The sequence below is a fragment of the Pseudomonas sp. FP198 genome (genome assembly GCF_030687895.1).
Lineage (GTDB): Bacteria > Pseudomonadota > Gammaproteobacteria > Pseudomonadales > Pseudomonadaceae > Aquipseudomonas.
The window spans coordinates 3,017,401-3,043,712 of record NZ_CP117452.1 but is presented as its reverse complement, the minus strand read 5'-3'; the positions used below and the strand labels follow the sequence as shown (position 1 = coordinate 3,043,712).

The window sequence follows — 26,312 nt, the reverse complement described above, 5'->3', positions numbered from 1 at the left end:
GCGGTCAGTCTTTCAACGGGATCAGCACCGCTTCGTCCTTGCCCATCACCATGAACACCAGCAGCTTCGCCGGTTGGGTGGCGCTGGCGTTCTTCGACACCAGGTGCTCGGAGCCGGCGGCTTCGTACCAGAACTCACCGGCCTTGTAGGTGATCGCCGGTTCGCCCTTGACCTGGGAGGTGATGGCGCCCTCGAGCACATAGGCCATGGCCGTGCCGTCATGCTTGTGGGCGATGGAAGACTGGCCCGGCGCATAGTCGACGGTCAGCATCATGGCTTTTTTGTCGGGCAGGTTTTTCAGCAGTTTCTCTTGCAGCACCTGGATTTTTTCCGAAGGCGCGGTTTCATGAGCGTAGAGCGGGGCGACGGGAAGCAGGCCAAGGGCAGCGATCAAGTAGAGGGTTTTCATCAGGGAGGGACCTTCGTGGTGTGAGTGGGTTCGCGCTGTGGCGATGGCTCCACCCTAAGCCCCGAGACGTTGCGGACAAACGTCCAATCTTGCGGAAGACAGATAGACCAATGAGTGCCACACGTTGAAGGGCCCCCTGTGAAAGCTTTCAGTGCCACAGGGAGAAGGGATTCACACCAGCGGAAAACTGTTGAAGTCGACGCTGCGAGCCAGGCGGCTTTCGATCAGGCTGATGAAGCCCTGGACTTCGGGGCAATTGAAATGGGCCTGCATGGCCGCCTCCGATTGCCAGCGGGCGCTGACGTTCCAGCGGTCGTTGTGCTCCGGGCAACGATCGACCATGTAAGCATCGCAGCCCGGCAAGGCGCGCAGGGTTTCGACGATTTGCTGCAACTGCCGGCCGAGCTCTTCCGAGCGTCCGGCGGCGGCTTGCACCTGTACGGTGTTGATCACTTGGCGAGACATTGTCCTGGCTCCTGAATCAAGTCGAACGGGAGTGCTTCCGATACGTGATGACACCCAGGCAGAATAGGCCTGCCGGCACCCGGCTAAAACAGCCAATGGGCGGATAAATCCCCAGTCCAATCGATCAGGCGACCTGCTGGAGAATGTCGCGCAAACGGTCGAGGGCGACGTCGATGTCGAGCAGTTCGATGGCGCCAAAGCCTAGCATCAGGCCGGAGCGTACCGGTGCGGCATGAAAAAAACCGTCGAGGCTGTAGAGCCCGACCTCGGCTTTTTTCGCCAGCTCGATCACCAGCGGCAGGTCGATTGGCACCTTGCACAACACCGCCATGTGGAAACCTGCGGTGGTCGGCACGGCCTCGAACCAAGGCGCCAGATCGTCGCCCATGCGGGCCAGGATTCGCTCGCGCCGGCCTGCGTACAGGGAGTGGCAACGGCGGATGTGCTTGAGCAGGCAACCCTCGGCGATAAATTTGGCCAGCGCCCATTGGGGCAGGGTGGAGGTGTGCTGGTCGGTGAGGCGCTTGGCGAGGATCACCGCTTCGAGGATCGCCGGTGGCAGGATTGCATAACCGAGCCGCAGCTCCGGCAACAAGGTCTTGGAGAACGTCCCGACGTAGGCGACGATCCCGCGCTCATCCATGCTTTGCAGCGAGTCGGTGGGCCGGCCTTCATAGCGGAATTCACTGTCGTAGTCGTCTTCGATGATGATCGCCCCCAGTTCATAGGCCCGCGACAGCAAGGCCTCGCGCCGGGGCTGGCTCATGGGCATGCCCAGGGGGAACTGGTGGGAGGGTGTCACGTAGATCAGCCGCGTGCCGTCGGGAATCAAGTCCACGCGCATGCCTTGCTCATCCACCGGCACCCCGGCCACCGTCGCGCCATGGGAACCAAACAGCAGGCGTGCCGGCGGATACCCCGGATCTTCCATCGCCACCAGGCTGCCGGGGCGGGTCAGCACCCGTGAAATCAGGTCCAGCGCCTGCTGCGCGCCGTTGCACACCACCACGTCCTCGTCCTGGCAGTTGACCCCACGAGAGAACGCGATGTGCCGGGCGATGGCATTGCGCAGCGCCGCCAACCCTTCCGGCTGGCTGTAGAAACCCTTGGCGTTGGCGATCTGGCGCAGGGCATGGGCCGTACACCGGCGCCAGTCATCCAGGGGGAACTGGCCTTTGCCGGTAGCGCCGCCGATGAAGTCATAGCGCAACGCACTTTCGGCAAGCGGGTGACGCAGCAGGTCCGGCATGTTGCGCCAGGTCTCGACGACGTCCGCTCCGGCGAGCTCGCGGTGGCTTTGCTTGCGCACGATGTTGGCTGGGCGGGCGTTGACGTAGGTGCCCTTGCCAATGACGCCGGTGAGGAAGTTTTCGTAGGTCAGTTGGGCGTAGGTGTCGGAGACCGTCTTGCGCGAGATGCCCAGTTGCTCGGCCAGCAGCCGGCTGGGCGGCAGCTGCGTGCCGGCCGCCAGGCGACCGCTTTCGATGGCGCTGCGAAGTTGTCGGTACAACTGGCCCGTCAGGTCCTTGCGGCCGTTGATGACGACATGAAGTTCCATACCCGCGGGCTCCTGGGTGATCGTTTGCGGCAGGGGAAAACGCGAGATTACTCGCATTGCGCTGGGGCGGAGAAGTTGCGTGGGCGTTTTTCGGCGGATTGGACCTGTCACGCGCGGCCTCGACGACCTACCGTGGATTCATCGATCACTACGGAGCCCGTCATGAGCCCGCGTCTGGATTACTACAGTGCGTCCCCCGCGGCGATGCGGGCCATGATTGGCCTGGAGGCGCTGACCAGCCGGCTGAGTATAGAACCGGCGTTATTGCACCTGATCAGGATCCGCGCCTCGCAGCTCAACGGCTGCGCGTTCTGTACCGACATGCACTCGGTGGATGCCCGTCGCCAGGGCGAGACCGAGCGGCGCCTCTACGCGGTGGCGGTGTGGCGCGACAGCGGGTTCTTCAACCCGCGCGAACGAGCCGCCCTGGCCTGGACCGAAGCCGTCACGCTGCTGGCCGAAAGCCAAGTGCCAGACGACGTCTACGCCCTGGCCCGCGCCAGTTTCAGCGAAGAAGAACTGGTGGACCTGACCCTGGCGATCAGCACCATCAACAGCTGGAACCGCCTGGCGGTGAGCTTTCGCCAGAGCCCCGGGGGTTAAACGGCTATTGATGTGGCGGCCGTCAGGCCGCTTTCGCGAGCAGGCTCGCTCCCACAGGGGGCTTTGTTGCGTATGTAGATGTAATGAATACCGGAGATCGGGTGGGAGCGAGCTTGCTCGCGAAAGCAATGGTTCAGTTTGCATCGGTACTGAATGTGCCGCCGTCTTCGCGAGCAGGCTCGCTCCTACAGAGGGCTTTGTTGCGAATGTAGGTGCAATGAATACCGGAGACCAAGGTGGGAGCGAGCCTGCTCGCGAAAGCGGTGTGTCAGTTTGCATCAGCATTGAATGTGCCGCCGCCATCGCGAGCAAGCTCGCTCCCACAGGGGGCGCAGTGTTGCGAATGTAGATGCAATGAACACCGGAGACCAAGGTGGGAGCGAGCCTGCTCGCGAAAGCGCTGGGTCAGTTTGCATCGGTAGTGAATGTGCCGACGCCTTCGCGAGCAGGCTCGCTCCCCCCAAAGGCATTGCAGATGCTACAGCCAGCGAGGCGTGGTAAAGAACGAGGCCATTTCCGAGCGGGCCAGGGCTGCGCCGAAATACGGGCCTTGGACATGATCACAAGCCACGCTGCGCAATTGGCTGAACTGCACGGCGTTCTCGATACCTTCGGCTGTCACCATCAACCCGACGCTGCGACTCAACCGAATCATCGCCAGCACGCCTTCCTGATCATGTTCCAGGCCCAGTTGCGCCAGGATATTACGATCGAAGCGGATGCCGTCGAATGGCTGGTCGAGCACTTCCCGGAGGGACGCTATGTTGGTGCCGAACTTGTCGATATTGATCCGCACGCCCAGCGCCTTCAAGGCATGAAGGGTTCTGGCGAGCGTCTTATGGTCAGTCAGCAGGACGCCTTCGGCCACTTCCAGGGTCAGCCGTTGGGCGGGCAGGCCGCTTGTTTCCAGGGCTTTGTGCACTTGGTTGAACAGGAAACTGCTGCTGAACCAGCGAGGCGAAACGGCGATGGAGACATTGAGCGGGGTGGGCCAGCTCATTGCCTCGTCACAGGCGTTGATCAGCATCCAGCTGCCCAGGTCCTCCAGCTGACCGGATGCTTCGGCGACCGGGATGAAGTCGATCCCGCCCAGCTCACCGCGCTCGGGATGGTGCCAGAAGGCCTGGGCTTCAAAACCATACAGCTGCTCGGCGCCCACATCGAAACGGGGCAGGTAACGCAGCTCCAGCTGGTCCTGCTGCATTGCATCGCGCAATTGCTGCTCATAGCGTCGACGGTCGCGGGCCACATTGCCCATGGCCTCTTCGTATACGCGCCAGGTATTGCGCCCCGCGGCCTTGGCCGCGTACAGGGCAATGTCGGCCTGGCGCAACAGCTCTTCGGCACGCTGCTCACCGGGCTGCGACCAGGCAACCCCGATACTTACGCCCAGGTACAGCGTATTACCGTCCAGGTGCATGGGCCGCTGCATGCATTCGATCAGGCGCGAGCACAATTGGTCGAGATCGCTGGCGCCGCCCGGGTTCGGCAGGATGATGACGAATTCATCGCCACCCAGGCGCGCCACCAGGTCGCTGCCGCGCACGTTCTGTTGCAGGATATGGGCAACTTCCTTCAGCACCTTGTCGCCGACGGCATGGCCCAGGGAGTCGTTGACCGGTTTGAACCGGTCCATGTCCAGGTTCAGTATCGCCAGTGGCGTATCTCGCGCCTGGTCGAGGTGTTGGCTGAGGCAATCGAACAAACGGTTGCGGTTGGCCAGCCCGGTCAGCGGATCGTGCAGCGACAGGTGCTTGATCTGCGCCAGCGCACGCAACTCTTCGGTAATGTCGGTGGCGGTGCCACGAAAACCCAGGGCGCCGGCTTCAATGGCCCGTACTGAGAGTTTGCAGGTGCGTATGCGCTGGTTGCGCGCGGTGTATTCGCAAAGCAGCGGCGCAGAGGAGGCGCTGTTGGCACCGGCGAGCAGCCAATGGGAAATCGAGATCGATCCGCTGTGTGGATGCAACAGCCGGTGCAACGGCTTGCCCAGCCACTCGCTGGGGTTGAAACCCGTGACCTGTTCGAAGCGTTCCGACAGATAGGTCAATGTTCCGTTCGAGTCGACCTCCCACAGCCAGTCGGACGAGACCTCGGCGATGTCCCGGAAGCGCTCCTCGCTGCGCTCCAACGCCTTGCGGTGGGCGAGAAGGCTGGCGTATTGCTGCTCCTGGGCGCGGAGCATGATCAGCGCATGCCGCAACACGGCCAGGGCCATGATTGCAAGAAACAGCAATGCCAGTGCGAGCAAGGGCAGCAGCACTTTGCGCAGGTCCTTGCCAGGAGTCGCGGGGCGCCAGGCCAACGCTTCGCGGGTCAGGTCGTTGAGCAAGATCTGGGCGGTGTCCTTGGGCCCTGGCGTGCGGGCAATATGCGCGTCGGGCAGGGCAAAGTCGCGGGACAGGCTTTGCAGCGCGCCACGGTCCAGGACTTTGACAAATAACAGCAGGCTGGGCGGCCCCGGAATTTCGGCCACGCTGTTGTCGGTGCCGGTGGTAATCGCCGAGACGGCGACGAAGGCGGGCGCGTCCTCGTGATGCAGCAGTTCGACGATCACTTCGTCGCGATTTTCCGCCGTACTGGCCTTGCTGGCGAGTGCACGCAGGTCACCGGTCAACCACGTGTCGGCCGCCACTTGGCTCATCTCGCCATCGATGACCGAATACACCGTCTTGCCGGCTGGGGAAATGACGAACACGGCCTGGTAGCCATAGAGTGAAAACACGCTGCTGCCGACATTTTCCTGGTCGTAGGCCCAGTCTTTGTCGACCTCTACGTGCAGATGCCGATAAGCGTCGCTCCATTTGGAGTAGTCGCTCAGATCACGACCGATGCCCGTGCGCATGCCTTCGATGGCCCGCTGGGCAAAAAACACGCTTTGTTCCCGGGCCTGCTCGTCCTGGGTCTGGGTAACGTTGAGCAGCACCGCGATGGCCAAAGCGGACATGATGAACAGCAGCAGCATGATGGCCGGGAAAGTGCGGCGGGTGAAACTTCGGGTTGGCCGCTCGCCGGAAATCACGGAGGAGCCATTGCCAGCATCTTCAATCATAAAAACAAGCCATCAGCTGAACGCGAGAATACCCCGCACTAACTTTGTATCGGCTGACTGCCTGATTAACTTAATAAAAGTGAAAAAATGCTGACCAGTTGCATCATTTTTTCCGGGGGCCGGTCCCTTTCACGTGCTGGCTTTCTTGCGCAGTGCCCATTCCAGGGCAAAGTCCCGTTGCTGGAAATAGTTGACCGCGGCGGCGGCCACCAGCGTCAAGCACGCGGCCAAGCCCGCCAGCGCCATGTCCTTTTGCGAGTCCCACGGGTCCTGTTGCGCGCCGACGAAGGCCTTGGCGGTGTCGCCGCCCATATAGGCGCCGCCGATCCATTCGATCAGTTCATAGATGGCCGATGACGACAGGATCAGGTTCCACGCCAGGAAATAACCCGCGAAACCACGGGCCGGGATCACCCGCAGCAGCGCCTCGCGTACCGGATAGGCCAGCAGCAGGCCATAGCTGAAATGCACCAGGCGATCGAACTGGTTGCGCTGGAAACCCAGGAGCTGGTCCAGCGGCTGGCCACCGGTCAAGGCTTGCCACCACTGGTTGTAGGGAACTTTTGCGTAGGTGTAGTGGGCGCCGACCTCATGGATGCAGAGGAACACGAACACCAGCGTCGCCGACAGACGCGAGAAGCTGAACCGCCGACGGATCGCCACCAGGACGATCAGCAGCGCAAAGACCAGCAGATTCTCCGCCAGCCAGTCGCTACGCTTGACCGGCGCGATGGCCAGCCCCGTCCATAGGGCGATAAAACTTCCCAGCAGGATCAGCTCGTATCGGCTTGCTCGGATCTGCATGCTCACTCTTTGTCCTTGCGCTGGCCGGGCAGCAGGGCGCCCAGCACCTGTTTGGCGGTCTCGACCACGATGCCGCGTTCATTCGGGTCGCCCTGGAGCAGGGTCGAGGCAAATTTCTTCGCCTGTTCCAGCTTGATATGTGGCGGCAGCGGCGGCACGTCGGGATCAGTGCGGAACTCGATCAGGACCGGGCGTTCGGCGGCAAGTGCCTGTTCCCAGGCGCTGGCCACATCGCTTTCCTGATCGACGAGGATGCCCTTGAGGCCAATGGACTCGGCGAACAGGTGGTAGGGCACGTCGGGAATGTTCTGCGAGGCTTCGAATTTCGGATCGCCCTCCATGACCCGCTGTTCCCAGGTCACCTGGTTCAGATCCTGATTATTGAACACCGCGCAGATCCAGGTGGTGTCCGTCCAGCTGCGCCAATACTTGGCGACGGTAATCAGCTCGGCCATGTTGTTCATCTGCATCGCGCCATCGCCCACCAGGGCGATGACCGGTCGATCCGGATGGCAGAACTTGGCCGCGATGGCGTAGGGCACGGCGGCACCCATGGAGGCGAGGCCACCGGACAGCGAACACAGCATGCCCCGGCGGATCTGCAGGTCCCGGGCATACCAGTTGGCGCAGGAGCCGGAATCACAGGTGATGATGGCGCGGTCCGGCAAGCGTGGCGACAGTTCGAACGTGACCCGTTGCGGATTGATCGGCTTGGCCGAGACCAGCGCGCGTTTTTCCAGGGTCTTGTCCCAGTCCGCACGCCAGTGTTCGATTTTCCTGCGCCAGGCGCGGTCGGTCTTTTCTTCGATCAGCGGCAACAAGGCTCGCAGAGTGTCGGCGCTGTCACCCTGCAGATTGACTTCCATGGGGTAGCGCAGGCTGAGCATGTCGGGCTGCAGGTCGATCTGCACGCCACGCGCATGGCCCTCCCGGGGCAGAAACTCGGCATAGGGGAAGCCGGACCCGATCATCAGCAGCGTGTCGCAACCGGCCATGAGGTTGTCACTGGGTTCGGTGCCCAACAGGCCGATTGAGCCGGTGACCCATGGCAACTCGTCCGGCACCACGGCTTTGCCGAGCAAGGCCTTGGCGACGCCGGCACCGAGCTTGTCAGCGATGGCAATCACTTCATCCGTGGCGTGCAGCGCGCCGGCGCCCACCAGGATGGCGACCTTCTTGCCAGCGTTGAGGACTTCGGCGGCCCGCTGCAGGTCTTCCTCGTAAGGCACGACCTTGGGTTTGTTATAACCGACGCCAGAATGCAGTGTGCCGTGTTTGTGGGGAGGCGCGGTGTATTCCATGTCCTGCAAGTCGTTGGGCAGGATCAGCGCGGTGACCCGGCGCTCGCCCACCGCCGTGCGCACGGCGCGGTCGAGCAGATGGCGCACCTGCGCGGGTGCGCTGGCCTGCTGGACAAACGCGCCGGCCACATCCTTGAACAGGCTGACCAGGTCGAGTTCCTGCTGATAATGGCCGCCAAGCGCATTGCGCGCCTGTTGGCCGCAGATGGCCAGGACCGGCATGTGGTCCATGCGTGCGTCATACAGGCCGGTGATCAGGTGTGACGCCCCCGGCCCCGACGTGGCGATACAGACCCCCAGCTCACCAGTGAACTTGGCATGGGCGCAGGCCATGAACGCGGCCATTTCCTCGTGACGCGCCTGAATGAACTGGATCTTGCCCTTGGCCCGGTTCAAGGCGCCAAACACGCCGTTGATGCCATCGCCCGGGTAGCCGTAGATACGGCGAACCCCCCATTCGTAAAGGCGCTCAACCAGAAAATCGCCGACGGTCATGCTCATGTCTGTTCCTCGTCCTGATGGGCTGTCTTGTCGGGCTGCGACCCTAGGCAGCGGTACGCAGCGCCGTGGCTCATACAGGACTGGACCGACGCAAGCCGCTCAAGGTTTCGATTTTTTTATCGATGGCAGCGTCTTCAGCAAGGCATCCACACTCAATTTTCCGGCGCCCTGCAACAGCAACGGCAGCAGCGCCACCAAGTAAATCAATGGCAGCTTGAAGTTGCCAAAGCCTCTGTTGGTGATGGCGTATCCCTGGGCCAGTTCGCTCAGGCTCGACCAATCCGCCGGCCAGTGCACGGCCGCCGTGGCGACCACCGTGACGACCATCAACACCAGCGCCGAAACACGTGTGCCCAGGCCCACCAGCAGGGCGATGGCGCAGATCAGCTCCGCCCACATCGACAGTTCCCAGTTCCAACTGGCCGGCACATGATTGAAAGGGAACGGAAAGGCCGCCTGGATTTCGGCGAACCAGTTCTGGCCGTTCCATTTTTCCAGGCCCGATTCGAAGAACTCCCAGGCCAGGAACAGGCGCAGCCCCAGCGGTGCGAGCCATGAGCCGGCGTGGTCGAGGTTGAGGTGCAGGCCGTTCAAGGCTTTCGAAAAAGACGTGTACATGATTGATCTCCTTTACTCAGGCTGCACGTTGCAGGGCGTGGCGCTTGTTGGCCTGGGCCAGCTTGCCCACCAGGCGGACCGCCGTGGCGGCGCAGATCAGGCCGAAGGGCAGCACGTACCAGGCGCTCATCGGAATGCGCTTGAAGTTGGAGTAGGCAAAGATCGCCGCTAACACCCACATGCCGGTGGTGTGCAGGCGTTTCCAGGCGATGGCGCCGATCAGCCGCGTGGTGCTTTTGAACGAGGTCAGGGCCAGCAGCAGGATGAACACGTAGCCCACGCTGCCGGGCAGATTGCCGACGGCGGTGCGGCCCGGCCAGAACTCTGTGTTGAGCTGGCCGTAGCAATAGATCAACACCGCGTGGACCAGGTGGGAAAAGGCAAAGGCCAAGCCGATGAAGCGCCGTTCGCGCACCAGGGACTTGCTCAAGGGCGAGGGCACCAGCACGGCAAACGCCGAAGCGGTGAAGGCCAGCAGGAACAGGGCAAAGGATGACCGGGCGGTGGCGCGAATGGCGCTGCGCACGCCTTCGGTGAGGTCCGGGTTGACTGCCAGGGTCAGGGCGGTCATCAACAGCACCAGGGCGGCAATCAGGCTGAACAGCGACCAGCCCTGGAAACGGAAAGCAGGTGGCGTTGCGGTGGTGGCAGGCATGGGTAGGCTCCTTGGATTTCATGGCCCGGCCGTCAGGGTGGCCGGGGACACAAGGAGTCTTTCAAACGGGTGTAAGCGGGGTGTGTCTGGAAGGGTGGCGGTGTGCAAGTTTGTGTATGTCATGTGCCCGCTGACACACTGATATACAAACCCAACATCAGGCCGAATGCCGAACCCTGTTGGAGCGAGCCTGCTCGCGAAGACGTCAGGTCAGTCAACAGTGATGTCGACTGGCAAAGCGCTTTCGCGAGCAGGCTCGCTCCCACAGGGTAATACTTTTCACTTAAGGCAACCCCACAGGGGCTTGATCAACTTCCGGATGAGGTATTGCAAGCCAACCGCAACTCGGCACACAATCCGCCGCCATCGCGATTGCTCAAGGTCAGCGAGCCGCCCATGGCACTCGCCAGTTGTTGGGCGATGGCTAGTCCCAGGCCCGTGCCGCCGGTTTCCCGATTTCGCGAGCTCTCGACCCGGTAGAACGGCTTGAGCACTTCGGCCAGTTCCGCCTCGCTGATGCCGGGCCCGCGATCCAGCACCTGGATCGCCAGTTGCCCGTAGGCAGCAGGCTGAATCTGGATCTGCGCCGCGCCGCCGAATTTCAGCGCGTTGTCCACCAGATTGACCAACACCCGCCGCAGCGCATGGGGACGGGTGTCGATCACGGCGGCGTTCTTGCCCGACAACTGCACGTCCTGGCCGGTGTCCTGGTAGTCGAACACCAAACTGTCGAGAAACGCATCCAGGCTGATCCGGCAACTGGCCTCGGTGGCGCCATGGATGCTGCGAGCGTAGGCCACGCCCTCACGCACGAGGTGTTCCATTTCGCTCAGATCGCTGCACAGTTTGTCCTTTTCGATGCCGTCGTCCATAAATTCGGCGCGCAGTTTCATGCGGGTGATGGGCGTCTGCAAGTCATGGGAAATCGCCGCCAGCAGTTGCATGCGTTCCTTGAGGTAGGCGGCGATGCGGTCCTGCATGGCATTGAACGCCTTTGCCGCGTGTACCACTTCGGTCGGGCCTTTTTCATCCAGGCGCACGCCGTGGGCGTTGGGGTCGAGGGTTTCCACGGCCTGGGCCAGCCGGGTCAGCGGGCTGACGGCGATGCGCACGGCCAGCCAGGTGCAACCGATCAACAGCGCCAGTTGCCCGAGCAGCACCGCGGGCAGCCAGGGCGAAAGCGGTGCCATTGCCGGGCGCACATCGATGGTCAGCGGGTTGCCGTCCTTCAGGCGCAGGTGCGCCTGGTAGTGCATCTTCGGGCCTGGGATCTGGTTATACGTCAGCGCATAGGCTTCGCCCAGGGCTTGCTGGATCGAACTGACCGATATCGGGGCGTTGTCGGGCAACATCGGCATGCCAGGTTCGCCTTCGTCGAGCACGTAGCCGTAGTTGCGCCGGGCCAGTTTCGGCAGCCAGGCCTCGCGCTCGGCGGCTGGCAGGCGATCGAGGATGGCGACGGACGTCGAGACGTCGGTCTCGAGGTTGCCGAGCATGGTGTTCTTCGCGCTCTCGTAGCGTTCGTAATACTGGACGCCAAACGACAGGCCTTGGGCCAGGACCAGGCCGATCAGGAAGATCAACGACAAGCGCGAGGCGAGGGTACGTGGCCAGCGCAGCGACAGCTTCATACCGACGCCTCGAGGATCTCCACCGGCAGCGAGAACACGTAGCCTTCGCTGCGTACGGTCTTGATGTAGGCCGGCTCACGGGCATCGTCCAGCAGGCGCTGGCGCAGGCGGCTGACCAGCAGGTCGATGGAGCGATCGAACAGATCGGCGTCACGGCCCTGGGTCAGGTTCAGCAACTGGTCGCGGTTGAGGACGCGCTGCGGATGATCGAGGAACACCCGCAACAGACGGTACTCCGCGCCGCTCAGGGCGACCATGGTGCCGTCGCTGTCCAGCAGGTGGCGGGCGGTGGTGTCCAGCCGCCAACGACCGAACGCCAGCAGGCGCCCGCTTTCGGTGACCACCAGATTGGGCGGCAACATGCGGGTGCGGCGCAGCACGGCGTTGATCCGGGCGAGCAGCTCGCGAGCGGCGAAAGGCTTGACCAGATAGTCGTCGGCGCCCATTTCCAGGCCGATGATGCGATCGGTTTCGTCGTTGCGGGCGGTGAGCATCAGCACCGGCGTGGCCTTGTGCTTGCCGGCGCGCAGTTCCCGACACAACACCAGCCCGTCATCGCCGGGCATCATGATGTCCAGCACGATCAGGTCCACCGGGGTGGTTTCCAGGAAGGCCCGCATCTGCCGGCCATCGGCGACTACGGTGGTGCGCAGGCCGTTCTTTTTCAGGTAGTTGCCCACCAGCTCTCGAATCTCGCGATCGTCATCGACGATCAACACATGATCGACATGATCCATGCTGTTCTGCCCCTTGGCGTTTTGTTGTTGGTCAGTCTACAGGCACCAGCCGGCCTGGCCTGCGACGGTTTGTATTGGAGTGTATCTGGCGCGCGGCGGATACACAGCGATGCAAAAAGCCCCCTGGCCCGATACAGGCGCGATACCTGGGCGGCATTCAATGGCATCCATCGAGGCAACACAACGGGCCTCTGCGATAAACCATTGAATCGAGGACATCGTCATGAACACCAAAGCCATCTACGCCGCCTGCCTGTTTGCCGCGCTGAACATCTGCACCTTGTCGGCCCGGGCCGAAAGCAACGTTCAGCCGCACACCTATAGCTACGGCAGCCACCTGGACGTGGGCAAAGTGCTGTCCCTGACCGAAGACCCGCAACCGGCTTGTGGCGTGGTCAATGCCCGCATGACTTACCTGGATTCCGCGGGGCACGAGCAGGCGCTGGACTATCGCAAGTTTTCCGATCACTGCAGCAACCAGAACTGAAACACGGCAGCCATGCGAGCCAGCCTCTGTGGCGAGGGGATTTATCCCCGCTGGGTCGCGAAGCGGCCCCAAAGCCTTGAAACTCTGTGTATCCGATAGAGCCAGGGGGCTGCTTCGCAGCCCAGCGGGGATAAATCCCCTCGCCACAAAGGTATTGGCTCCTATTCATGCTTTACCCATTTTGAGGTGTGCCATGCTTCTGATCGCTTTTCTCGGCGGGGTCCTGACGATCCTCAGCCCCTGCATCCTGCCCGTGGTGCCGTTCCTGTTCGCCCGGGCCAATCAATCGCGCGGCTCGGTGCTGCTGACTCTGGCCGGCATGGTGCTGACCTTCGCCCTGGTGTCGAGCCTGGCAGTGGTCAGCAGCGAGTGGGTCATCCGCGCCAGCAGCGTCGGCCGGCAAGTCGCCCTGGTGGTGATGGTGCTGTTTGCCTTGTCGCTGATATTCAGCCGGGTCGCCACCTGGCTCGCGCGGCCGCTGGTCAGCCTGGGCAATCGCCTCGACGCCGGCGCCGGACGGATGGCCGCGCCGCTGGCGTCGCTGCTGATCGGCGTCGCCACGGGGCTGCTCTGGGCGCCGTGCGCCGGGCCGATCCTTGGGGTGATCCTGACCGGGGCGATGCTGCAAGGTGCCAGCGCGCAGACCAGCCTGCTGTTGCTTGCCTACGGCCTGGGCAGCGCCTTGTCGCTGGGTACGCTGATCCTGGCCGGGCGTGGCCTGATCGGTCGGCTGAAACCCTCGCTGCCGATCACCGCGTGGCTGCGTCGGGCGACGGGCGTGCTGGTGTTGCTGGCGGCCGTGGCGATCGGCAGCGGGGCAGATGACCGGTTGTTGGCGGCGACGTCCTCGCAACAGTCCGCCAGCCTGGAAAAAAGCCTGCTGGAGAACGTGCCCAAGGCCATCGACTACATGGTCAGCAAGGCTGAGGCCAGCAGCCTGCCGCCCCTGGATGCCCAAGGCGCGATGCCTTCGCTGGCAGGCGCGGTGCAATGGCTCAACTCGCCGCCGCTGAACAGCGAGTCACTGCGGGGCAAAGTGGTGCTGGTGGATTTCTGGACCTACGACTGCATCAACTGCCAGCACACGCTGCCGTACGTGAATGGTTGGGCGAAGAAATACGAGAAGGACGGGCTGGTGGTGATCGGCGTGCATACGCCGGAATACGGCTACGAGAAGATCATCGATAACGTACGCGAACAGGTGCGAAAGCTCGACATCCGTTACCCGGTGGCCATCGACAACCAATATTCGATCTGGCGCGCCTTCAGCAACCAGTACTGGCCGGCCCATTACTTCATCGATGCCAAGGGGCAGGTGCGCTACAGCCACTTTGGCGAAGGACGTTATGCAGAGCAGGAGCAAGTGATCCAACAACTGCTGCAAGAAGCGAAGGCCAGCGAGTGACCCGTGGTGAGGGGGCTTTCTGTGGCGAGGGGATTTATCCCCGCTGGGTCGCGAAGCGGCCCCTTTGTTCTACCTGATAAACCAGGTTGCCAGGTGTTGGGGCTGCTTTGCAGCCCAGCGGGGATAAATCCCCTCGCCACCGTAGAAGGTATTTAAAAATAATGGCTTGAGAAACAGTCCTATAAGTATTTCTAAGTTACGTCGCAACGGCCGTGAGCAAAATGAAAATGCTGGCCCCTTGCTCATTCGCACCAAGTCAAACTTCTTTCATTTCAGAATGTTGGACGACAAACCTATGCGCGTTTCTATATGGATCGCGGCGGCCATGTTGCTGACCGCTGTCTCGCTTGAAGCCCAGGCCAGGGCGCTTACCTCGAACCAGCAGTCGGTGTGTCGCTGGGGTTCGGACATTGCGGCGGGCGCCCAGGCGTCGAAGCTGTCCGGTGTCAGCCTGTATGGGGCGCGCAAGAAGCTGCAGGTGCGCAAGTTTGCGCGGCCATGGATGCGCATGACTGCCCTGGGCATTACCGAGCAGACCTACAACAGCGCATCGCGGCTCAAGCCTGCCGCCGTCAAGCAGACCTATTACGAACAATGCGTGCGTCACGAACTGGCCCGCCGATGAGGGTTCAGCCGGGGCTCCTGCCGGGCATTTCGATGCCATGCTGATGCACCCGGCGATACAGCGTCGCACGGGAAATACCCAGGGCCCGGGCCGCCGGGGTGGGTTTCCAGCGATGACGCACCAGGGCATCGAGCAGCGCCTGGCGTTCCGGGCTGGCGCTGGGTTCTGGCCCCCGGACAGCGGTTTCGCTGCCGTGCAGTGACTCCGGCAAATCACTGAGCTGGACCACGCTCCCTGCGCAGACCGCACAGGCATAACGCAGCACATGTCGCAACTGGCGCAGGTTGCCCGGCCAGTGGTAACCGAGCAGGCATTCCAGCACTGGGCCACTCAGCTGCACCGCGCCCCCGCACAGGGTCGATTCTTCCTCGAGGATGCGGTTGATCAACGCCAGCCGGTCGGTGCGCTCGCGTAACGGCGGCAATTGAAACCGGGCACCGCCGAGGCGGAAATACAGATCCTCGCGAAATTCGCCGGCTGCCACCAGGGTTTCCAAGTCACGGTGAGTGGCGCAGATCACCTGGATGTCCACGGCCTTGCGCCGCGCCGCCCCCAGCGGCGCCACTTCGCCTTCGGCCAACACCCGCAACAGACGGGTCTGCAGGGGCAGGGGCATATCGCCGATTTCGTCGAGAAACAATGTGCCGCCATCGGCTTGTTGCAGCAGGCCCTGCATGCCTTTGGCCGAAGCGCCGGTAAAGGCGCCGGCGACATAACCGAACAATTCGCTTTCGATCAGGCTTTCCGGAATCGCCGCGCAGTTCAGGGTCACGAACGGTCGCTCTCGACGCTGGCTGGCCTGATGCAACTGGCGGGCGAAGACTTCCTTGCCGGATCCGGTCTCGCCCTGGATCAGCACCGGCAGGTTGCGATCCTTGACCCGCACCGCCAGGTTCAGGCTGTCGGCCAGGCGTGGATCGAGCTCGGCCGGGGCCATCGTGGCGCGCTTGCGTGGGGTCGCCCGGCGTCGCGGCGCGCTCAGGCGGCCGTGCAGGGATGGGCCGAGCGGGTAAAGGCTTTCGTCACGGGCGCGGTGCAACAACTGCGGGTCGAAGACCTGGCTGATGTGCCGGGGCGTCTGGCCGTAGCGCTCCAGCAAGTAATGACGCGCCGCCGGGTTCAGGGCTTGCAGGCAACCCTCGTCATCCCAGGCGAACAGAAAATCCGGCTGGCTGTCGACGTAGCCGGCGTTGCGATGGGCGCGCAAGACCCAGTAGCCCTGGGCACTGCTCATGAAAAACGCCTGCTCGATCTCCCGTGCGCTTTGCACCACCATTTGCCGGATCAGGTGCTGGGAACGTCGATCGTCCGGCGAACGCACCGCCGAGACGTCCAGCACCCCGAGCAGTTCTCCCTGCGGATCGAAGACCGGCGCGGCGGAGCAGGTCAGGCCAATGAACGCGGCGCGAAAATGGTCGCGCTTGTGTACCGTCACCGCCGTCCTGGCAGTGAGCACCGCCGCCACGCCGCAAGTGCCTTCTTCACCCTCCGACCAGCAGGTGCCCAGGTACAACCCGGCCTTGCGGCAGTCGTTGCGCAGGGTGGTTTCCACCCGATAGTCGATGGTCTGGCATTGGGCATCGGTCAGCAGCACGCAATAGTCGGCATCGCGCACCCGGCCATGCAGGCGCGCCACTTCATCGCTGGCGATGTTGAGGAACAGTTCCGAGCGCTCGCGACATTGCTTGAGCACTTCGTGGGAAAGGATGCGCGGGCCCTGCAATGAGCCTGGGTCCAGGTGATGTTGCTCCATGGAGCGGCGCCAGGAGTCGAAGATCAGGTCCGGCACCGGCAGTTGCGGCAGCTGCGCGGCGTTCTTCAGCACGCGGCTGACGCAATCCACATGCGCCCGGGAGTGAGCGGAAAGCATAGGGGCCTCCGGTTCAGCTTCTTGTCGTTGTGCGCACATTAAGCGCTGATCACCCGGCGCCGGCAAGCCCGGCGCAGCGCAGGCGCCGGGGTGAGACGCGACGTCTCAGCGTCTCGCCGTCGTCCCGTGCAGGCTGACATGGGGCGTCTCACCAAGCTCCTTCCCGGCGCACCCGAATTTACGTTTAAAGCGCTCTATATCGAGGCTTTCCAGCATTCAACGGGTAATTGGCACCGGCCTTGCTCCAGGCCTTGGACCCACATCAGGTGGGCTTCCAAGAATAAGAAAGAGGTGCCTATGTCTATCTGCCCAGGTCATTTGCCTGTCTACCCCGTGGTGGCGACATGAGTCGCCGTCCGCTCACCGTCGGCATCATCGCCAACCCCGCCTCGGGCCGCGACGTACGCCGCCTGACCGCCAACGCCGGGCTGTTTTCCAGTACCGACAAAGTCTCGGTGATCCAGCGCCTGCTGGCCGCGTTCGGCGCCACCGGCATCGAACGGGTGCTGATGCCGACCGACATGATCGGCATGGCCGCCGCCGTGCTGAAGAACAGCCACAGCCGCCAGGCCCGTAGCAGCCGTTGGCCGGCCCTGGAGTTTCTCGACCTGACCCTGCGCCAGACCGTCGAAGACACCCGCCGGGCCGCGCGCCTGATGGCCGAGCGCGAAGTGTCGCTGATCGCGGTGCTCGGCGGCGACGGTACCCACAAGGCAGTGGCCGCTGAAGTCGGTGATATTCCATTGCTGACCCTTTCCACCGGCACCAACAACGCCTTCCCAGAGCTGCGCGAGGCCACCAGTGCCGGGCTGGCCGGCGGGTTGTACGCCAGCGGGCGGATTCCCGAGCACATCGGTTTGCGTCGCAACAAACGCCTGCTGGTCTGCGACGCCGGGCGTGGCTTGCGCGAAGTTGCCCTGGTGGATGTCGCCGTGTCGCCGCTGCGCTTTGTCGGCGCGCGGGCCATCAGCCGCGCGCAGGACCTGGCCGAAGTCTTCGTGACCTTTGCCGAACCGCAATCCATTGGCCTGTCGGCGCTGTGCGGCTTGTGGTTGCCGGTGTCCCGCCAGGCCCCGGGCGGCGCCTGGATGCGCCTGGACCCGCAATCGCCCGAAGCGCTGCTGGTGCCACTGGCCCCCGGTCTGCTGCAGGGCTGTGGCGTGCTTGCCGCCGGCCCTTTGGAGCCCGGCGTTGCCCACGGCTTGTCGCTGTCCAGCGGCACGCTGGCCCTGGACGGCGAGCGGGAAATCGAATTCAACGTCCATGACCGACCCACGATCACCCTCGATGCCGGCGGCCCGCTGAGCATCGACGTCAACGCGGTGCTCAGCTACGCCGCGCAACAACGCTTGTTGGCCATCGGTCGCGAGCACCCGCAACACCCCTTGAACCTTCAAGAAGACACCCCTGGAGAATAAAAATGTCGACACCGCTCACCCACGATCAATTGCTGCACGCCTATCAAGTGATGCGCACCATCCGCGCCTTCGAAGAGCGCTTGCACGTGGAGTTCGCCACCGGCGAGATCCCCGGTTTTGTTCACCTTTACGCAGGCGAAGAGGCTTCGGCCGCTGGCGTCATGGCCCATCTGGGCGATGACGATTGCATCGCCTCCAACCACCGCGGTCATGGCCATTGCATTGCCAAGGGCGTCGATGTCTACGGGATGATGGCCGAGATCTACGGCAAGAAAACCGGCGTCTGCCAAGGCAAGGGCGGCTCGATGCACATTGCCGATTTCGAGAAAGGCATGCTCGGTGCCAACGGCATCGTCGGCGCCGGTGCGCCGCTGGTCGTCGGCGCCGCCCTGGCGGCCAGGCTCAAGGGCACCGACAGCGTCGCCGTGGTGTTTTTCGGCGACGGCGGCTCCAACGAAGGCGCGGTGTTCGAAGCCATGAACATGGCCTCGGTGTGGAACCTGCCGTGTCTGTTCATCGCGGAAAACAATGGCTACGCCGAAGCCACCGCGTCGAACTGGTCGGTGGCCTGCGATCACATCGCCGACCGCGCCGCCGGCTTCGGCATGCCCGGGGTGACGGTCGACGGCTTTGACTTCTTCGCCGTACATGAAGCGGCCGGTGCAGCCGTCGAGCGCGCCCGTGCCGGGGAAGGGCCGTCGCTGATCGAGGTCAAGCTGACCCGCTACTACGGCCACTTCGAGGGTGACGCCCAGACCTATCGCGCGCCGGATGAGGTCAAGCATTTTCGCGAGAACCAGGACTGCCTGATGCAGTTTCGCGAGCGCACCACGCGGGCCGGCCTGCTCACCATCGAGCAGCTGGACCAGGTCGACAAGGAAGTCGAGCTGCTGATCGAAAACGCCGTGTACAAGGCCAAGTCCGATCCCAAGCCCGCAGCTGCCGACCTGCTGACCGACGTCTACGTCAGCTATCCCTGAATCCCCTTAAAACAAGAACAGAGAATCCCATCATGGCGAGAAAAATCAGCTATCAGCAGGCGATCAACGAAGCCCTGGCCCAGGAAATGCGCCGCGACTCCAGCGTGTTCATCATGGGCGAGGACGTCGCCGGCGGCGCCGGTGCACCCGGTGAAAACGACGCCTGGGGCGGCGTGCTCGGCGTCACCAAGGGGCTTTACGACCAGTTCCCCGGACGCGTGCTGGATACGCCGCTCTCCGAGATCGGCTACGTCGGCGCGGCGGTCGGCGCGGCCACCTGCGGTGTGCGCCCGGTGTGCGAGTTGATGTTCGTCGACTTCGCTGGGTGCTGCCTGGACCAGATCCTCAACCAGGCGGCGAAATTTCGCTACATGTTCGGCGGCAAGGCCTCCACGCCCCTGGTAATCCGCACCATGGTCGGGGCGGGCCTGCGCGCCGCCGCCCAGCACTCGCAGATGCTCACGTCCTTATGGACCCATATTCCCGGGCTGAAAGTGGTGTGCCCGTCATCGCCGTACGACGCCAAGGGCCTGCTGATCCAGGCGATTCGCGACAACGACCCGGTGATCTTCTGCGAGCACAAGTTGCTCTACAGCATGCAAGGCGAGGTGCCGGAGGAGCTCTACACCGTGCCGTTCGGCGAAGCCAACTTCCTGCGCGACGGCAAGGACATCACGCTGGTGTCCTATGGCCGGCTGGTCAACACCGCGCTGGACGCGGCGCGCAACCTCGCCGGGCGCGGCATCGATTGCGAGGTGATCGACCTGCGCACCACCAGCCCGATGGACGAGGACAGCATCCTCGAAAGTGTCGAGAAGACCGGCCGCTTGGTGGTGATCGACGAGGCCAACCCGCGCTGCTCGATGGCCACCGATATCTCGGCGCTGGTCGCGCAAAAAGCCTTCGGTGCGCTCAAGGCGCCGATTGAAATGGTCACCGCGCCGCATACCCCGGTGCCGTTCTCCGATTCCCTGGAAGACCTGTACATCCCCGACGCGGCGAAGATCGAACAAGCCGTGCTCAACGTGATCGAGTGGAGCAAGCGCTGATGAGCCAGATTTTTACCCTGACCATGCCCAAGTGGGGCCTGTCGATGACCGAGGGCCGGGTCGATGCCTGGCTCAAGGAAGAGGGGCAGGCCATCACCAAGGGCGATGAAGTGATGGACGTCGAGACCGACAAGATCTCCAGCAGCGTGGAGGCGCCGTTTTCCGGCATCCTGCGTCGGCAGGTCGCCCGTCAGGACGAAACCCTGCCGGTCGGCGCCTTGCTCGGTGTCGTCGTCGAAGGCGAGGCCAGCGACGCCGAGATCGATGCGGTTATCGAGCAGTTCCAATCCAATTTCGTGCCGGGCGACGCCGCCGATGAGGACAGCGGTCCGAAACCGCAGAAAATCGAGTTGGACGGGCGGGTGATCCGTTACTTCGAGCGCGGTGAAGGCGCTACGCCCCTGGTGCTGATACATGGTTTTGGCGGCGACCTGAACAACTGGCTGTTCAACCATGAAGCCTTGGCCGCCGGACGGCGGGTCATTGCCCTGGACCTGCCGGGCCATGGTGAATCGGCGAAAACCCTGCAACGCGGCGATCTCGATGAATTGAGTGGCGTGGTGCTGGCCTTGCTCGATCACCTGGATATCAACGCGGCTCACCTGGTGGGGCATTCGATGGGCGGGGCGGTGGCGTTGAACGTCGCACGACTGATGCCGCAACGCTTGCGCTCGCTGACCCTGATCGGCAGCGCCGGCCTGGGCGCGGAGATCAATGGCAGCTACCTGCAGGGCTTCGTCGACGCGGCCAACCGCAATGCCCTCAAGCCGCAGCTCGTGCAACTGTTCTCGAATGCCGAGCTGGTCAACCGCCAGATGCTCGACGACATGCTCAAGTACAAGCGCCTCGAAGGCGTGGACGCGGCCCTGCGCCAACTGGCCGGGAGTGTTTCCAAGGACGGCCGCCAACAGGTGGACCTGCGCGAAGTGGTCCAGGCCGGCCACGTGCCAACCCTGGTGATCTGGGGCAGTGACGACGCGATCATCCCGGCGGCTCATGCCGACGGCTTGGCAGCGCGAGTCGAGGTGCTGCCAGGCCAGGGGCATATGGTGCAGATGGAGGCAGCCGAGCAGGTCAATCGATTGATCCTGGATTTCATTCAGCAGCACTGATCGAGCGGGCGGCGACTGATTCGCCGCCCCGCCAGAATAGGAGACAAAGCTATGAACGTTTCAATCAAGCCGACCCGCAGCATGCGCGCCGCCGTCTGGCATGGCCGCAACGACATCCGCGTCGAAGACGTGCCACTACCTGTTCCACCGCCCGCCGGTTGGGTGCAGATTCGCGTGCAATGGTGCGGCATCTGCGGCTCGGACCTGCACGAATACGTGGCCGGGCCAGTGTTCATCCCGGTGGATGCGCCGCACCCGCTGACCGGCATCAAGGGCCAGTGCATCCTCGGTCATGAATTCTGCGGCGAAATCGTCGAATTGGGCGCCGGCGTCGAAGGCTTCAGCGTCGGCGAGCCGGTGGCGGCCGATGCCTGCCAGCATTGCGGCACCTGTTATTACTGCACTCACGGGCTGTACAACATCTGCGAGAACCTGGCGTTCACCGGATTGATGAACAACGGCGCGTTCGCCGAACTGGTCAACGTCCCGGCCAACCTGCTCTACAAGCTACCGGCGGACTTCCCCGCCGAGGCCGGCGCGTTGATCGAGCCGCTGGCGGTGGGCATGCACGCGGTGAAGAAGGCCGGCAGCCTGTTGGGTCAGAACGTGGTGGTGGTCGGCGCCGGCACCATCGGCCTGTGCACCATCATGTGCGCCAAGGCCGCCGGCGCGGCCCAGGTGATTGCCCTGGAAATGTCCGGCGCGCGCAAGGCCAAGGCCCTGGAAGTCGGCGCCAGCCACGTCATCGATCCCAACCAGTGCGATGCCCTGGCCGAAGTACGCCGCCTGACCGGCGGCCTGGGGGCTGACGTCAGTTTCGAATGCATCGGCAACAAGCACACCGCCAAGTTCGCCATCGACCTGATCCGCAAGGCCGGCAAATGCGTGTTGGTGGGCATATTCGAAGAACCGAGCGAGTTCAACTTCTTCGAACTGGTGTCCACCGAGAAGCAGGTGCTCGGCGCGCTGGCCTATAACGGCGAGTTCGCCGACGTGATCGCGTTTATCGCCGACGGGCGCCTGGACATTTCGCCGCTGGTAACCGGGCGCATCCAGCTGGAGCAGATCGTCGGGCAGGGTTTCGAGGAGTTGGTCAATAACAAGGAGCATAACGTCAAGATCATCGTGTCTCCGGCACGGATCTGAGGGCGCCTGAGATGGGCGATTGGCGATGGCCGGCAGCGGCCATCGTCTTGTTTTCAGGTATGGCTCAGGTGTAGGCCAGCAGTCGACCGCAGAGAATCACCGCGATCCATAGCGTGATCGATACCAATGCCTGGACACGTGCCAGCCCGGGGGCCTTGCGGCCGGTATTCCATTGTTCGACCGAACGGTAGGTTCCGGCATGGAACAGCAGGGCGTTGACGCCCGCCGCCGCAATCAGACCGAGCTTGAGGACAAAGACTTTGTTGCCGACGAAATCCTGCGGATGCGCGCTGAACATCATCAGCCCGGCCGGCACGATCAGTAGCAGGGCCGCAACGGCCCAGGTCAACAGGTGCCGGGCGAGGGCGGTCACGGCGATGTCCTTGGTCAGGCCGAGGACGCGCAAGTCGAACATTACCACCGCGCCCACCAGCACCGAAAAGCCGATGATGTGCAGCACCTCCACCAGCGGGTACAGCCACAGCTCGTCGCGCATGGCCACTGCCAGCGACGAATCGGCCAGCCGGTCCATCCAGCCTTGCGCGGCCGGACCTGTCGCCTGCATCAGCGCAACTCGGTGGTCTTGTCCCCAATGGTGATGCGCTCGGCGCGCAGTTCATCGGTTTTGTTGCGGTTGGCATAGCCGACCACGGTGGCTGAGTTACCCGCCTTGAGCATGTCCTTGGTCAGCCCGCGGCTTTCCATGCGTGAGGGCGGCGCGAGCACGACGGTCCACGTCTTGTCGGTGGTTTGCAGGCGCACGGTGCCGTGGGGATGGGAATAACCGGATCGCTTTATCGTGCCTTCCAGCGTCAACGGGTTGCTGGCGTCGTATTCGCTCCAGCCATGGTGGGCAAACGCCGCCGTGGCGACCAGCAGCGGCGATAAACCAATGCAGCGAAGGGTGAGGTTCATTGGCAAGCTCTCCGGTTCAAATGGGGTGGTATTCGCTCCAGACCCGCTGCTCGTCGAGTTGAAGCAGCTGTTCCTCGACCTCGCGGAACCGTCGGTCGCAATCGAGAAAAAACTCATCGAGTTGCGGCGGCTCGACGTGGGTGGCGCTGAGCATGGTGTGGACCTGGCCGCGGTGGTGGATCTGGTGTTCGAACAGGTGCAACAGCAACCGGTCGATCCGCTCGCGTACCCTGCCATCGGCGCGCACCAGGTCGATGGAGCGGGCCAGGTCTGTTTCCCGCAGGACTTCGCAGAAGGCCACCAGCCGGTGGTCGGTCTTGCCCTGGTTTTCCTTGAGATCAGCGAAAGCCAGGGTCTCGGAGAAATCCCGCTGCTGGCCGTCAACATCGCCTTCCAGGGCAGTCAGGTAATAACGGTCTACCTCAAGGATGTGGCACAGCGTGGCTTGGATGGAGGGGAAAAAACTGGTGCGGTAGGCTTCGTATTCGGCCGTGTTCAATTGCGCGCAGGCGCCCAGCAGCCGGTGGTTGGCCCATTGGTTGTTCAGGGCCTGGGCCAGGAAATAGTTCATGGAACGCCTCCCGTTCGCGTCGTTGCGCCGGGCGAAAGCGTAGCAAAGACTGGGGATGGCGACGTGTTGCTGGTCGGTTGGCCTACGAACACAGTGCAACCTTTGTGGGAGCGAGCCTGCTCGCGAAGACGGCGGCGCATCCGGCACCTGGAATCAGGCAGACCGCTTTCGCGAGCAGGCTCGCTCCCACAGGGTTTTCATCGGCTGCGGCTTACAGCCCCACATCCGGCAACGCCGGCCGATTGGCCAGGGCCTTGGCCATGATCTGCTCCACGTACACGCGGTCTTCTTCCGGCAAGGCCAGGCGCGGTGGGCGGGTGAGGGCGCTGCCGCGACCGGCGATGGCTTCGCACAGCTTGATGCATTGGACCAGGTCGGCGCGGGCGTCCAGGTGCAGGATCGGCATCAGCCATTCGTAGATCGGCATGGCTTCGGCGAACCGTCCGGCGCGGGCCAGGCGGAAGATGGTTTCGCCTTCTTTCGGGAACACGTTGGACATGCCCGAGACCCAGCCCTCGGCGCCGACGGCGAGGCTTTCCAGGACCACGTCGTCGAGACCGGCAAACAGCACGAAGCGGTCACCGACTTCGTTGCGCACGTCGATGAAGCGGCGGGTGTCGCCGGAGGAATCCTTGAAGCACACCACGTTGTCGCAGTCGGCGAGGGAAATCAGGATGTCCGGGGTGACATCGTTCTTATAGATCGGCGGATTGTTGTAGACCATCAGCGGCACGTCGGCATGCCGGGCCACGTAGCGGAAATGTTCGGCGGTCTCGAACGGCTTGGAGCCGTAGACCAGCGCCGGCATCAGCATGACTCCGTCGACACCGACCTTGCGCACGGCGTTGGCGACCTTGGCGGCCTGCACGCTGGTGAACTCGGCCACGCCGCAGATCACCGGCACCCGGCCACGGGAGGCGTCCACCGCGACTTCGGTCACGGCGATTTTTTCCTCGGCGCTCAGGGAGGTGTTTTCCCCCACGGAGCCGCAGACCACCAGGCCGGAAACGCCATCGCGGATGACGTTGGAAATGACTTGGTGGGTTTTTTCCAGGTTGATGGAAAAGTCGTCGTTGAATTGGGTGGTGACAGCGGGGAATACGCCGCTCCAGTTGATGCGTTTGCTCATGGGTGTCTCCTTTTGGTGTGTGGCGAGGGGATTTATCCCCGTTGGGGCGCGAAGCGGCCCTGGTACAGGCAATTCGGTGTGTCAGTCAGGGCCAGGGGGCTGCTGCGCAGCCCAGCGGGGATAAATCCCCTCACCACAGATGTTTTGGGTGAAGCTGGAAATCATGCCCCCGGCCAGGTATCCGAAAGCCGATAGCCCTGCGGCCACGGATCGGCCGGGTCGAGCAACAGCTGGTGCGTGCCGGTAATCCACGCCCGCCCGGCAATGCACGGGTAGATCGCCGGGCGTCCGGCCACGTCGGCCAGTGAATCGATCCGGCAATGAAATTCGGAGCCGATGATCGAGCGGCCGATAAACCGCTCGCCCACCTGCATCAGGCCCTTGGCGTGCAGCACCGCCATGCGCGCCGAGCAGCCGGTGCCAGTGGGGGAGCGGTCGATCTTGCCGGGCTGGATGACGACGGCGTTGGCGCCAGTGGCGATGCCGTTTTCCGTCACAAGGGGGGCGGCGATCTGGCAGAACGAAATGTGCGACCAGTCGGCGTTCAACGGGTGCACGAAACCCAATTGCTCGTTCGCCGCGCGGGTAATCTTCAGCCCCACGGCTACCAGCTCGGCGGCCTCGTCAGGCCGGATGGCAAAACCCAGGCGCTGCGCGTCGACGATGACGAAGCTGTCGCCACCGTAGGCCGTGTCCACTTGCAGCGAACCCAGGCCTTCGACTTCGATCCAGGCATCGAGGCGGTCGGCGAACGAGGGCACGTTCTTGATCTCGACCCGCTGCACCTTGCCGTCGCGGCAGTCGGCCACGGCTTCGATCAGGCCGCCCGGGGCTTCCAGCACCAAGTGCGTCTGGGGTTCGCTCATCGGCAGGATGCCGCTGTCCAGCAACACGGTGGCGACGCACAGCGAGTTGGAGCCGGACATCGGCGGCGTGTCGGCCGGCTCCATGATGATCCAGGCCATTTGCGCCCGCGGGTCCTTGGCCGGCACCAGCAGATTGACGTGGCGAAATACCCCGCCCCGGGGTTCGTTGAGGACGAAATTGCGCAGGGTCTGGTCCTGGGCGATCCAGCGTGACTGTTCCCACACGGTGGCGCCGGGTGGCGGCGCGACGCCGCCGACGATCACATCGCCGACTTCGCCTTCGGCGTGGCAGCTGACTACATGGATGATTTTTGATGAGCGCATGGATCAGATCCTTTTGTTGGCCTTTAGGGCCTCATCGCGAGCAAGCTCGCTCCCACACTGGTTTTGTATAGGCCACCCAAT

Annotated in this window: 25 protein-coding genes; 9 read left to right on the top strand and 16 right to left on the bottom strand. The window is 63.3% G+C overall.

Annotated features, from left to right (window positions below):
• Positions 1 to 4: 4 nt before the first annotated feature.
• The 3 genes from PSH78_RS13880 to PSH78_RS13870 all read right to left on the bottom strand — a co-directional run bounded on the left by PSH78_RS13880 (position 5) and on the right by PSH78_RS13870 (position 2,432).
• Complete coding sequence (locus tag PSH78_RS13880; protein WP_305494770.1) at positions 5 to 409, bottom strand: cupin domain-containing protein; 405 nt, start codon at positions 407 to 409, stop codon at positions 5 to 7.
• Between the two features lie 171 nt (positions 410 to 580).
• Positions 581 to 874, bottom strand: coding sequence for a putative quinol monooxygenase (locus PSH78_RS13875; RefSeq protein ID WP_305494768.1), 294 nt, complete (start codon positions 872 to 874; stop codon positions 581 to 583).
• A 124-nt stretch (positions 875 to 998) separates the two neighbouring features.
• Positions 999 to 2,432, bottom strand: coding sequence for a PLP-dependent aminotransferase family protein (locus PSH78_RS13870; protein ID WP_305494766.1), 1,434 nt, complete (start codon positions 2,430 to 2,432; stop codon positions 999 to 1,001).
• Positions 2,433 to 2,594: 162 nt separating this feature from the next.
• On the opposite strand from PSH78_RS13870, the gene PSH78_RS13865 reads away from it, so the two are divergent.
• Positions 2,595 to 3,035 (top strand): carboxymuconolactone decarboxylase family protein, encoded by a 441-nt coding sequence (locus tag PSH78_RS13865; RefSeq protein WP_305494764.1) that lies wholly within the window; start codon positions 2,595 to 2,597, stop codon positions 3,033 to 3,035.
• Positions 3,036 to 3,513: 478 nt separating this feature from the next.
• Here PSH78_RS13865 and PSH78_RS13860 read toward each other — a convergent pair whose 3' ends face one another.
• From PSH78_RS13860 to PSH78_RS13830, 7 genes are all read right to left on the bottom strand, one after another.
• Complete coding sequence (locus PSH78_RS13860) at positions 3,514 to 6,087, bottom strand: EAL domain-containing protein (RefSeq protein ID WP_305494762.1); 2,574 nt, start codon at positions 6,085 to 6,087, stop codon at positions 3,514 to 3,516.
• A 129-nt stretch (positions 6,088 to 6,216) separates the two neighbouring features.
• Complete coding sequence (locus tag PSH78_RS13855) at positions 6,217 to 6,891, bottom strand: DUF2238 domain-containing protein (protein ID WP_305494761.1); 675 nt, start codon at positions 6,889 to 6,891, stop codon at positions 6,217 to 6,219.
• Positions 6,892 to 6,893: 2 nt separating this feature from the next.
• The gene (locus PSH78_RS13850) at positions 6,894 to 8,693 is read right to left on the bottom strand and encodes a thiamine pyrophosphate-requiring protein (protein ID WP_305494760.1); all 1,800 of its coding nucleotides are present in this window, start codon (positions 8,691 to 8,693) and stop codon (positions 6,894 to 6,896) included.
• A 99-nt stretch (positions 8,694 to 8,792) separates the two neighbouring features.
• The gene (locus tag PSH78_RS13845) at positions 8,793 to 9,311 is read right to left on the bottom strand and encodes a DoxX family protein (protein WP_305494759.1); all 519 of its coding nucleotides are present in this window, start codon (positions 9,309 to 9,311) and stop codon (positions 8,793 to 8,795) included.
• 16 nt (positions 9,312 to 9,327) lie between these two features.
• Positions 9,328 to 9,966 carry a hypothetical protein gene (locus PSH78_RS13840; RefSeq protein WP_305494758.1) on the bottom strand — a complete coding sequence of 213 codons (639 nt, stop codon included), beginning with the start codon at positions 9,964 to 9,966 and terminating at the stop codon, positions 9,328 to 9,330.
• Positions 9,967 to 10,274: 308 nt separating this feature from the next.
• Positions 10,275 to 11,597: an ATP-binding protein gene (locus PSH78_RS13835; RefSeq protein ID WP_305494757.1), complete on the bottom strand. Its 1,323-nt coding sequence runs from the start codon at positions 11,595 to 11,597 to the stop codon at positions 10,275 to 10,277.
• Complete coding sequence (locus tag PSH78_RS13830; RefSeq protein WP_123344949.1) at positions 11,594 to 12,334, bottom strand: response regulator; 741 nt, start codon at positions 12,332 to 12,334, stop codon at positions 11,594 to 11,596. Before PSH78_RS13830 ends, PSH78_RS13835 begins: the two co-directional genes overlap by 4 nt.
• Positions 12,335 to 12,557: 223 nt before the next feature.
• Here PSH78_RS13830 and PSH78_RS13825 point away from each other — a divergent pair, with 223 nt between their 5' ends.
• The 3 genes from PSH78_RS13825 to PSH78_RS13815 all read left to right on the top strand — a co-directional run bounded on the left by PSH78_RS13825 (position 12,558) and on the right by PSH78_RS13815 (position 14,851).
• Positions 12,558 to 12,821, top strand: a complete 264-nt coding sequence (locus tag PSH78_RS13825; protein ID WP_305494755.1) for a DUF2790 domain-containing protein — start codon at positions 12,558 to 12,560, stop codon at positions 12,819 to 12,821.
• A 193-nt stretch (positions 12,822 to 13,014) separates the two neighbouring features.
• On the top strand, positions 13,015 to 14,226 hold the full coding sequence (locus PSH78_RS13820; protein WP_305494754.1) for a cytochrome c biogenesis protein DipZ: 1,212 nt from the start codon (positions 13,015 to 13,017) through the stop codon (positions 14,224 to 14,226).
• 295 nt (positions 14,227 to 14,521) lie between these two features.
• Positions 14,522 to 14,851, top strand: a complete 330-nt coding sequence (locus PSH78_RS13815) for a hypothetical protein (RefSeq protein WP_305494753.1) — start codon at positions 14,522 to 14,524, stop codon at positions 14,849 to 14,851.
• Positions 14,852 to 14,855: 4 nt separating this feature from the next.
• Here PSH78_RS13815 and PSH78_RS13810 read toward each other — a convergent pair whose 3' ends face one another.
• Positions 14,856 to 16,721 (bottom strand): sigma-54-dependent Fis family transcriptional regulator, encoded by a 1,866-nt coding sequence (locus tag PSH78_RS13810; protein WP_305494751.1) that lies wholly within the window; start codon positions 16,719 to 16,721, stop codon positions 14,856 to 14,858.
• A 344-nt stretch (positions 16,722 to 17,065) separates the two neighbouring features.
• On the opposite strand from PSH78_RS13810, the gene PSH78_RS13805 reads away from it, so the two are divergent.
• The 5 genes from PSH78_RS13805 to PSH78_RS13785 all read left to right on the top strand — a co-directional run bounded on the left by PSH78_RS13805 (position 17,066) and on the right by PSH78_RS13785 (position 22,426).
• Entirely contained in the window at positions 17,066 to 18,139 is a 1,074-nt protein-coding gene (locus tag PSH78_RS13805) for an ATP-NAD kinase family protein (RefSeq protein ID WP_305494749.1), read from the top strand.
• A 2-nt stretch (positions 18,140 to 18,141) separates the two neighbouring features.
• The gene (locus PSH78_RS13800; protein ID WP_305494747.1) at positions 18,142 to 19,119 is read left to right on the top strand and encodes a thiamine pyrophosphate-dependent dehydrogenase E1 component subunit alpha; all 978 of its coding nucleotides are present in this window, start codon (positions 18,142 to 18,144) and stop codon (positions 19,117 to 19,119) included.
• Positions 19,120 to 19,151: 32 nt separating this feature from the next.
• A complete protein-coding gene (locus PSH78_RS13795; protein ID WP_305494746.1) occupies positions 19,152 to 20,168 on the top strand; it encodes an alpha-ketoacid dehydrogenase subunit beta in 1,017 nt (338 codons plus the stop codon).
• Positions 20,168 to 21,280, top strand: coding sequence for an acetoin dehydrogenase dihydrolipoyllysine-residue acetyltransferase subunit (locus tag PSH78_RS13790; protein ID WP_305494745.1), 1,113 nt, complete (start codon positions 20,168 to 20,170; stop codon positions 21,278 to 21,280). The genes PSH78_RS13795 and PSH78_RS13790 overlap by 1 nt, the downstream gene beginning before the upstream one ends.
• An 81-nt stretch (positions 21,281 to 21,361) precedes the next feature.
• Entirely contained in the window at positions 21,362 to 22,426 is a 1,065-nt protein-coding gene (locus PSH78_RS13785; protein WP_305501259.1) for a 2,3-butanediol dehydrogenase, read from the top strand.
• Positions 22,427 to 22,490: 64 nt separating this feature from the next.
• On the opposite strand, the gene PSH78_RS13780 is transcribed toward PSH78_RS13785, so the two are convergent.
• The 5 genes from PSH78_RS13780 to PSH78_RS13760 form a co-directional block, all read right to left on the bottom strand.
• On the bottom strand, positions 22,491 to 22,991 hold the full coding sequence (locus PSH78_RS13780; protein WP_305494744.1) for a DUF6644 family protein: 501 nt from the start codon (positions 22,989 to 22,991) through the stop codon (positions 22,491 to 22,493).
• Positions 22,991 to 23,341 (bottom strand): DUF6152 family protein, encoded by a 351-nt coding sequence (locus PSH78_RS13775; RefSeq protein ID WP_305494743.1) that lies wholly within the window; start codon positions 23,339 to 23,341, stop codon positions 22,991 to 22,993. The genes PSH78_RS13780 and PSH78_RS13775 overlap by 1 nt, the downstream gene beginning before the upstream one ends.
• A 16-nt stretch (positions 23,342 to 23,357) precedes the next feature.
• Positions 23,358 to 23,912, bottom strand: coding sequence for a DinB family protein (locus PSH78_RS13770; RefSeq protein WP_305494741.1), 555 nt, complete (start codon positions 23,910 to 23,912; stop codon positions 23,358 to 23,360).
• A gap of 211 nt (positions 23,913 to 24,123) precedes the next feature.
• Entirely contained in the window at positions 24,124 to 25,041 is a 918-nt protein-coding gene (locus PSH78_RS13765; RefSeq protein ID WP_186632069.1) for a dihydrodipicolinate synthase family protein, read from the bottom strand.
• A gap of 161 nt (positions 25,042 to 25,202) precedes the next feature.
• A complete protein-coding gene (locus PSH78_RS13760; RefSeq protein WP_305494739.1) occupies positions 25,203 to 26,231 on the bottom strand; it encodes a proline racemase family protein in 1,029 nt (342 codons plus the stop codon).
• Positions 26,232 to 26,312 lie beyond the last annotated feature (81 nt).